This window comes from Brachybacterium sp. Marseille-Q7125 (assembly GCF_023062615.1).
In the GTDB taxonomy this organism is placed as follows: domain Bacteria; phylum Actinomycetota; class Actinomycetes; order Actinomycetales; family Dermabacteraceae; genus Brachybacterium.
The window spans coordinates 81,635-88,820 of sequence record NZ_JALLAL010000004.1 but is presented as its reverse complement, the minus strand read 5'-3'; the positions used below and the strand labels follow the sequence as shown (position 1 = coordinate 88,820).

Below are 7,186 nucleotides of genomic sequence, written 5' to 3'. Positions count from 1 at the left end.
CAGCGGTCAACGCGTGTCTCTCGACCGGGCGGCAACACCCCCCGGACCATGAATGGCAGGGCAACAAAGCCATACCCGGCCGAGCGACCAGACCCCCGACCATCGGGGGTGCTCACACGGTAACGGGGCTGGCCCCAGGGGTCCTGCTGCGGCGGAGCCGGTGGCGGGCTCTGCCCCGCGCCGCCCCACTGTCCCTGCTGCTGCGGATCCGAACCGTATCCCTGCGTCATGTGTCCCCTACGTCCTATGCGTCCTCAGGCGCCCCGACGACGCCCGGACCCAGGGTATCGGTGATGTCCACTCACCCTGGGCCCGGGGCGCGCCGTTCAGGACTCGAGCGGCCGCAGGTGCACTCGGAACGTCTCCTCGCGGGCGCTCAGCACGTACTGCGGCAGCGGCTCGGGACCGCAGGCTGCCGAGCCCACGCCCTGCAGCGCCGCCGAAAGCGTCACCCAGGTCAGGCCATCGGGCGTGAGCGAGCCATCATGCGCCGCCCGATCCAGCTCCGCGGTGGACCACGGCCGGGCAAGGAATCCCAGCCCATAGGGCGCCGTGATCTCCAGGCCGCCGCTGCCGCCGCTCAGGGTGGCCCGCACGGTCCCGGCCCGATTGCCGTTCTCCTGCGGGAAAACGTAGGGCACCTGGAAGTCCGCCAGGCTCGCCGACCAGGAGCCGAAGGTGGTGCCACCACCGGTATCCGGGTACGACTCATGCGGGCCATACCCCTCCCAGGCCACCTGGTCGGGGGCCGCGGGTAGCGCGAAGGACCAGCCGATGCGCGGCAGCGGCAGCGACTCGGGCCAGAAATCCACCGGGGTAACGGTCACGGTGAGAGCCACGCCCTCCGCATCCCCGCGCCAACGCTCCACGACATCCGCCCCGAGCTTCGAGCCGTCCAGGCCCACGCGGGAGCGCACCACCAGCTCCTCACCCTCGGCGCCGATGCTTACCAGGCGCCGACGAGCGTGGTCCAGGCCGATCCGCTTCCAGCGCGCCTCCAGCGGGTAGCGGGTGCGGGCACGCTCGTTGTCCACCGGGGCGCGGTACAGGTCCACCCCGGCGTGCTGGATCTCCTGCTCGTCCAGGCCCACCAGGCGCCCCAGATCATCGAAGCGCGCGGCGCCCACCCTCCAGGTGCCATCGGCCTCCTGCTGCGGCGCGATGCCCGTCGGCGCATCCCCGGCCACTTGGACCGCCAGGCGCTGCGCATCCACGTGGTCGGCGCTGACCACCAGGTGCCCGGCCGGCACGGGGCCCTCGGCCTCGCGCGTCACCAGGCGCACCGTCGTCACCGCCCCGTCGTGCCCCGGCAGTGGAATCTCCGCGTCCTGGCCGGGGGCGATGGCGGGCAGGTCGAGCGCCTGCCAGGTGCGCTGCGCATCCACCGAGACTTCCGCTCGCAGATGGGTGAGGTCCCGGAAGGCGTACCGGTTGCCGATCCTCGCGCGGCCTGGCTGCACCTCAAGGCGCACCGGGGAGTAGTGGTGCTTGGCATCCAGCAGCGCGGGGGAGGGGGTGCGGTCCGGCAGCACCAGCCCGTCGGCCACGAAGTTCGAATCATGCAGCCGCTCGCCAAAATCCCCGCCGTAGCCGTAGATCTTCCGACCTTCGGCGTCGGTGGTCACTAGGCCGTGATCGATCCACTCCCAGATGAAGCCGCCGTGCAGCGCCGGGTAGCGTTCGGTGAGCTCCATGTACTCCTTGAGCGAGCCCGCGCCGTTGCCCATCGCATGCGCGTACTCGATCCACAAGAACGGCTTGTGCATCGCCGGCGGATCCGCGAAATGCCCCTCCGGGACATCCAGGGCGAACCCCCGCAGCATCCCCGACAGCTTCTCCTGGTACTCCGCGCTGAGCTTGCGCTGCCCGATCTGCTCGGACTCCTCGATCGTGGAATACATCAGCGAGAACACGTCCACGTACTCCGCGGCGTAATCCTGCTCGTAGATCACCGGGCGGGTGGGATCGGTGCGCCGCACCGCAGCGACCATCTTCTCGGTCACCGGCCCGGAGGCCGCCTCATTGCCGATCGACCACATGACGATCGAGGGATGGTTGCGGTCGCGGCGCACGAACCGCTCCGACCGCTCCACCAGCGACTCTTCGAACAGGGGATTGCGGGCCGGGCCCTCGGCGGCGCCCGTCGGATCCTCACCCCAGGTCGAATCGGCGTGGAAGCCGTGGGTCTCGAAATCGCCCTCGCAGATCACATACAGCCCCACCTCATCGCACACCTCGAGGAACCGCTGATGCGGCGGGTAGTGGGAGGTGCGCACGGCATTGAGGTTGTGCTGCTTCATGAGCGCCGCATCGAGATCCTGGTTCTCCACGTGCTGGGTGCGGCCCACCACGGAATCGACCTCGTGCCGGTTCACGCCGCGGAACACGATCCGCTCGCCGTTGACGCGGAAGATGTCCCCGTCCACCTCGACGCGGCGGAAGCCCAGCTTCAGCGTGACCGTCTCCGTCTCGGTCGCGACGGTCGCCTCATACAGGTGCGGCACCTCCGCCGACCACGGCTGGACCTGCCCGACCTCGAACGGCTCCTCCGCGGTGGGCTGTTCGATGCCGAGCGCCGGGATGGAGATGGTGGCGGGGACGGGCTGCCCGTCGGCCCCATAGGCCGTGGCTCGCACGGTGCCGTGCCCGGTCGCGGGATCGAAGTCCGCGTCGGTCACCAGGTCATGGATGCCGCCGGTGGGGCGCAGCAGCAGGTCCACGCTGCGGAAGATCCCGGACATCCACCACATGTCCTGGTCCTCGACGTAGGTGTTGACCGACCACTGCACCACCCGCACCTCCAGCAGGTGCTCGCCGGGTGCGCTCAGCGCCTCGGTGACGTCGAACTCCTGGGTGAGGCGCGAGCCGGAGGTCACGCCGATCTCCGCGCCGTCGATCCAGATCTTCGCCGCCGAGTCGACGCCCTGGAAGCGCAGCAGCAGCCGGGCACCGTCGGTGAGCGCCTCCGCCCAGTCCGCGGGCACCTCGAGGGTGCGTGAGTAGTGCCCGGTGGGGTTCTCATCGGGCACATGCGGGACATCCCGCGGGATCGGGTAGATGACGTTCGTGTACTGCGGGGCGCCATGACCCTGCAGCTGCCACAGGCCCGGCACCTGGATCGTCGTCTCCTCGCCGAGGTCCGCGCCATCGGCCCGGGTGCCGTAGCGGAAAGCCCAGGTGCCATCGAGGTTCAACGCGGGAGCACTCGAGTGCAGGTGGGCGCGGCCGGGCAGACGATTGCGGCCCGCCGGCAGCTCCTCCCACCAGATGTCCGGGGCGGCAGTGGGGGTCTCGGGGGCGGTGGTAGCGGGATGGGCGGGATGCGGGGTGCTCATCGGCGAGTCGTCTCCTGGTCTGGGCGGTGCAGGTCCTTGCGGCCCCGCTGCGTCGGGTGTCAGTCGCAGCGAAGGACCGAGGGGTCCGTGAACGTTCCCGACCCAGGGTACCCGGGACGGGGGGCGTGGAGCAGCATCCTGTGGGCCGACGTGCTACGCGGGGTTCGTCAGCCGGTATGCCCGGCGTCGGCTGCGGGCCGGCGCCGTAGCCCGCACGTTTCCTGACTCGATGAGCGCATTGAGGTCCTTGATGATGGCGCTATAGGAGCAGCCGAGGGCTTCGGTGATCTCTGCAGCCTTCACAGGTGTCTCATGGTCGAGCAGTGCGAGGATCTGCTGCTGCCGCGACGTCCGATTGATTGCTACAGCTGGAACGCTGCGATCAGGATCTGGCGAGATCGGCCGCTTCGGGGGAGTTTGATCGGTGTCAGGCGAGGCATGAGCGTCGGCTAGAACGTACGAGGCCCCTCTGCGGTCCCCGACTTTCCGTGCGAGTCCGCGCGCAACAAGGTTTGTGAGCTCCTTGGTGGCGTCAGCCGGATGTACGCCCCACCCTTGCAGCGTCTGATTCCGTACCGATGCCCCGGTGCGCAAGACAGCGAGAGCTTGCAGCTGAGGAGGCGTGAGGCCGCCCTCCCCCAGTGAGGTGACCCAATCGAGCGCCTCGTCGGTGAGCAGCGCGTGGTGGGGAACCGTCACCTCAACTTTGCGCAGCGTGACGTTGAAACGCGGGGGCGACATCCCTGCGGCATTCAGGGAGCGCATGATGGTGGGGATCCCAGAGCCGCGGTTCTCAGCGACGAACAGCGATGAATCGGACAGGCGAGTTTCCGACAGGAGTTTTGCCAGAAGCGCATTACGGCTCGATGAGACGTCGGGGGCGCCGAAGTCGTCGGGGTCGACGGGCCCGTAGAGCCCGCCGGGGCTACGGACCACCAAGCGGTCCGCGAAGAGCTCGACCTGCACCTGAGTTCCGCGAGACATCGGTGAGTAGTCGCGGTGCATAAGGGCGTTGACGACCAGTTCGCGGACCACCTCGATGGGGTACTCGAGTCGGTCTTCCCGGAGAGAACCCTGCATGACAGAGGCCCGGGTCATGCTGCGGGTCAGTGCCGAGATCGCCTCAGCAGCCATGAGGGGAAGCGGCCCGTCGATCGACCTGTTGTCGAGGAAGCGCTCGCCGGAAGGGCCGAGCTCTCCGGCCGCTGTCCCCGGATAGACGACAACGGAGACGAAGAGCTGCGGGAAGAACTGCTGCGGGTACTGGCCAAAGGTGAGGAGGCCTGCGAGCGTCGGGAACAGCTCACCGTCGCGTGAGGCGATGATCCCCCTCTCCTGATCGGATGAAGGAGCCGTGGTGCCGGCCTCGCGTCGAGACATAGCAGGGCTTGTCCTCGAGAGGGACTTCTGGCACATCGAACCGGACGATCCGATGCTTCCCGTCGATCACCTCGATGTCGATCTCTCCCCGCAAGGGTGGCACGAGATCTGTCGACGCCATCCGTGATAGCGCATCGCGCAGCGCCTCGACATCTGCGTCGACAGGCCGAAGGTCGTTGTCGATGTCAAGCAAGAGAGTTCCGCCTCGGGCGTTGGCGAAAGCGCTGAGGGTCTCAACCGTCGACTTGGGCAGCCCGCCTGCGGCAGCCTTGAGCTCCACACGTGTGGTCTCGACTCCGCGACGACGGAGGTCGTCGACCAACTCCTGGGTTTCCACGCTGCCCGCCTCTCATGCCACGTCTCATGGCACGCTCATATCATCTTTCTTCCCTATGCGTGTTATGAGCGTGTTATGAGTGTAATGAGCTGTGCCTCTCCTCTGGGGCCACTGTGGATAACTCATGCCGCCGGTAGACTCCCTCCCCGTGACCTCGCCCCTGGACCCCGGCCCGCCTGCGCGCCGCCGCGACGCCGTCGCCGCGCGCAAGGAGGACTATGAGCAGCTGCGCCGCGCCTCCACGTGGCGTCTGCTCGCGGCAACCAAGGCCCCGGCCGTGCTCGCGATCCTGCAGGCCGTGTTCCCCGCGGGGGACCGGCGCCTGCCCCGCAGCGAGCTCGTCGCCCGCGTGGGCACCCACCTGGCGCTTCTGCATGACACCGACGCCGAGCATGCCGACGCAGTGCATGCGGACGCAGGGCATCCCGGCACCGAGCACGCGGACGCCGAGCACCCCGGCGACCCCCGTGAGCAGCCGGGGCGCTCCGGCCGCACCGCCGCGGAGTACGTCGATGCCTGGGTGCGCGAGGGCTACCTGACCCGGCGCGATGACCCGCAGCGCACCGAGACCACCTTCGAGCCCTCCCCCGCGACGATCGATGCGATCCAGTTCATCGCCTCGCTGCAGGAGCACCGCCCCACGACCACCGAGTCCCGCCTAGCCCTGGTGATCCAGCAGTTCGAGCGCCTGGCCCAGGAGACCGAGACCGACCGGGATGTGCGGCTGGCGGATCTGCAGCGCCGCCGCGAACGCATCGAGCAGGAGATCCGCGACCTCGCCGAGGGGGAGCTGCTGCTGCCCTCCACCGAGGCGAGCCTGGACACCCTGCGCGACATCCTGCAGATCGCCTCCGAGCTCTCCGGCGACTTCCTGCAGTATCGCGAGGACCTGCGCGCCGTGGACCTGCACCTGCGCGAGCAGATCCTCTCCCCGGAGGGGTCGCGCGGCGACATCCTCGAACAGCTCCTGGCCGGTGATGACCTGCTGGGCCAGTCCACCGTCGGCCGCACCTTCACCGCGTTCTTCCGCATGCTCAACGACCCGGTGCAGACCCGCACCGCCCAGGAGCTCGTGGACCGCCTGCTCGACCGCGACTTCGCCCGCTCCCTGCGCCGCGAGGAGCGCGAGCGCCTCGCCAATGTTTTCAGCGACCTGTACGAACCGGCGCAGGAGGTGCTGGACGTCAAGACCGAGCTGTACCGCTCGCTCGCCCGCTTCGTCCGCTCCCAGGACTTCCGCCAGCACCGGGTGCTGCTCGAGGCACTGCAGGAGGCGCAGGGCCTCGCACTCGCCCAGAAGGACGAGGTGCCCACCCGCGCCCCGTTCCCCCTGAAGCTGGACCTCTCGCGCGTGCAGCTGTCCTCCGTCTCCCAGCACCGTCTGAAGGACCCCACCGACCCCGGCGCCCCCGCCGAGGCCGAAGTGCATGACGCCACCACCCTCAGCGTCGAGGTGCTGCAGGATCTTGTGCGCACCAACGACATCGACATCGCCGGCCTCACCGGGGACGTCAACGCCGTGCGCGGCCGCAGCGGCCAGGCCAGCATCGGCGAGGTTCTGCGCGAGCACCCGGCCAGCCAGGGGCTCGCAAGCGTGATCGGCCTGATGTTCCTCGCCACCCAGCATGCGCAGCGCCGCGAGGGCTCCACCGAAGTGGTGACCTGGCACGAGCTCGACGGCACCGACTACGCGGCGCTCGTGCCCACCTATTACTTTCTCGAGGACCTGCCGGCCGCGTGAGGGCCTGCGGACTCGGGGGCTGAGGGCTCCGTAAGCTGCTCCAGGCGCGGTCGCGCAGCCTCACGCAGCGCCGTGAGGTCCGCGCCGAACTCCGCCATCCGGCATCCGCGCCCGCTTGGTGCGACGACGATCCCTTCCGCGCGCCAGTGCGGCAGCGCTCGCTCCAGCAGCGGATGATCCCCTTGGTGGTTCGTCACCCGCCACCACGGGACCGACGAGCCCCACTCTCGCAGGATCCGCCCCACCAGGCGCGGCCCCACCCCGACGATCGCTCCGATCTCCCCGTAGGCGGCGACGCGGCCGGGCGGGATCGCCTCCACCACCCGCAGGACGCGTTCGACGGTGAGGTCATCCATCCGGGTGCGCGGCGTGCTCATCGGCCCAGTGTCCCGC

5 protein-coding genes are annotated in these 7,186 nt (G+C 69.3%); 1 reads left to right on the top strand and 4 read right to left on the bottom strand.

What is annotated here, in order from left to right; genetic code table 11:
* Window positions 1–326: 326 nt before the first annotated feature.
* From MU407_RS02400 to MU407_RS02390, 3 genes are all read right to left on the bottom strand, one after another.
* The gene (locus MU407_RS02400) at window positions 327–3,335 is read right to left on the bottom strand and encodes a glycoside hydrolase family 2 TIM barrel-domain containing protein (protein ID WP_246955010.1); all 3,009 of its coding nucleotides are present in this window, start codon (window positions 3,333–3,335) and stop codon (window positions 327–329) included.
* A 153-nt stretch (window positions 3,336–3,488) separates the two neighbouring features.
* Window positions 3,489–4,715, bottom strand: a complete 1,227-nt coding sequence (locus tag MU407_RS02395; RefSeq protein ID WP_246955008.1) for an ATP-binding protein — start codon at window positions 4,713–4,715, stop codon at window positions 3,489–3,491.
* Window positions 4,639–5,052, bottom strand: coding sequence for an ATP-binding protein (locus MU407_RS02390; protein WP_246955006.1), 414 nt, complete (start codon window positions 5,050–5,052; stop codon window positions 4,639–4,641). The genes MU407_RS02395 and MU407_RS02390 overlap by 77 nt, the downstream gene beginning before the upstream one ends.
* A 148-nt stretch (window positions 5,053–5,200) precedes the next feature.
* Between MU407_RS02390 and MU407_RS02385 the strand changes: the two genes are divergently transcribed.
* A complete protein-coding gene (locus MU407_RS02385; protein WP_233190566.1) occupies window positions 5,201–6,793 on the top strand; it encodes a DUF3375 domain-containing protein in 1,593 nt (530 codons plus the stop codon).
* On the opposite strand, the gene MU407_RS02380 is transcribed toward MU407_RS02385, so the two are convergent.
* On the bottom strand, window positions 6,763–7,170 hold the full coding sequence (locus MU407_RS02380) for an MGMT family protein (RefSeq protein WP_348647996.1): 408 nt from the start codon (window positions 7,168–7,170) through the stop codon (window positions 6,763–6,765). The genes MU407_RS02385 and MU407_RS02380 overlap by 31 nt on opposite strands.
* Window positions 7,171–7,186 lie beyond the last annotated feature (16 nt).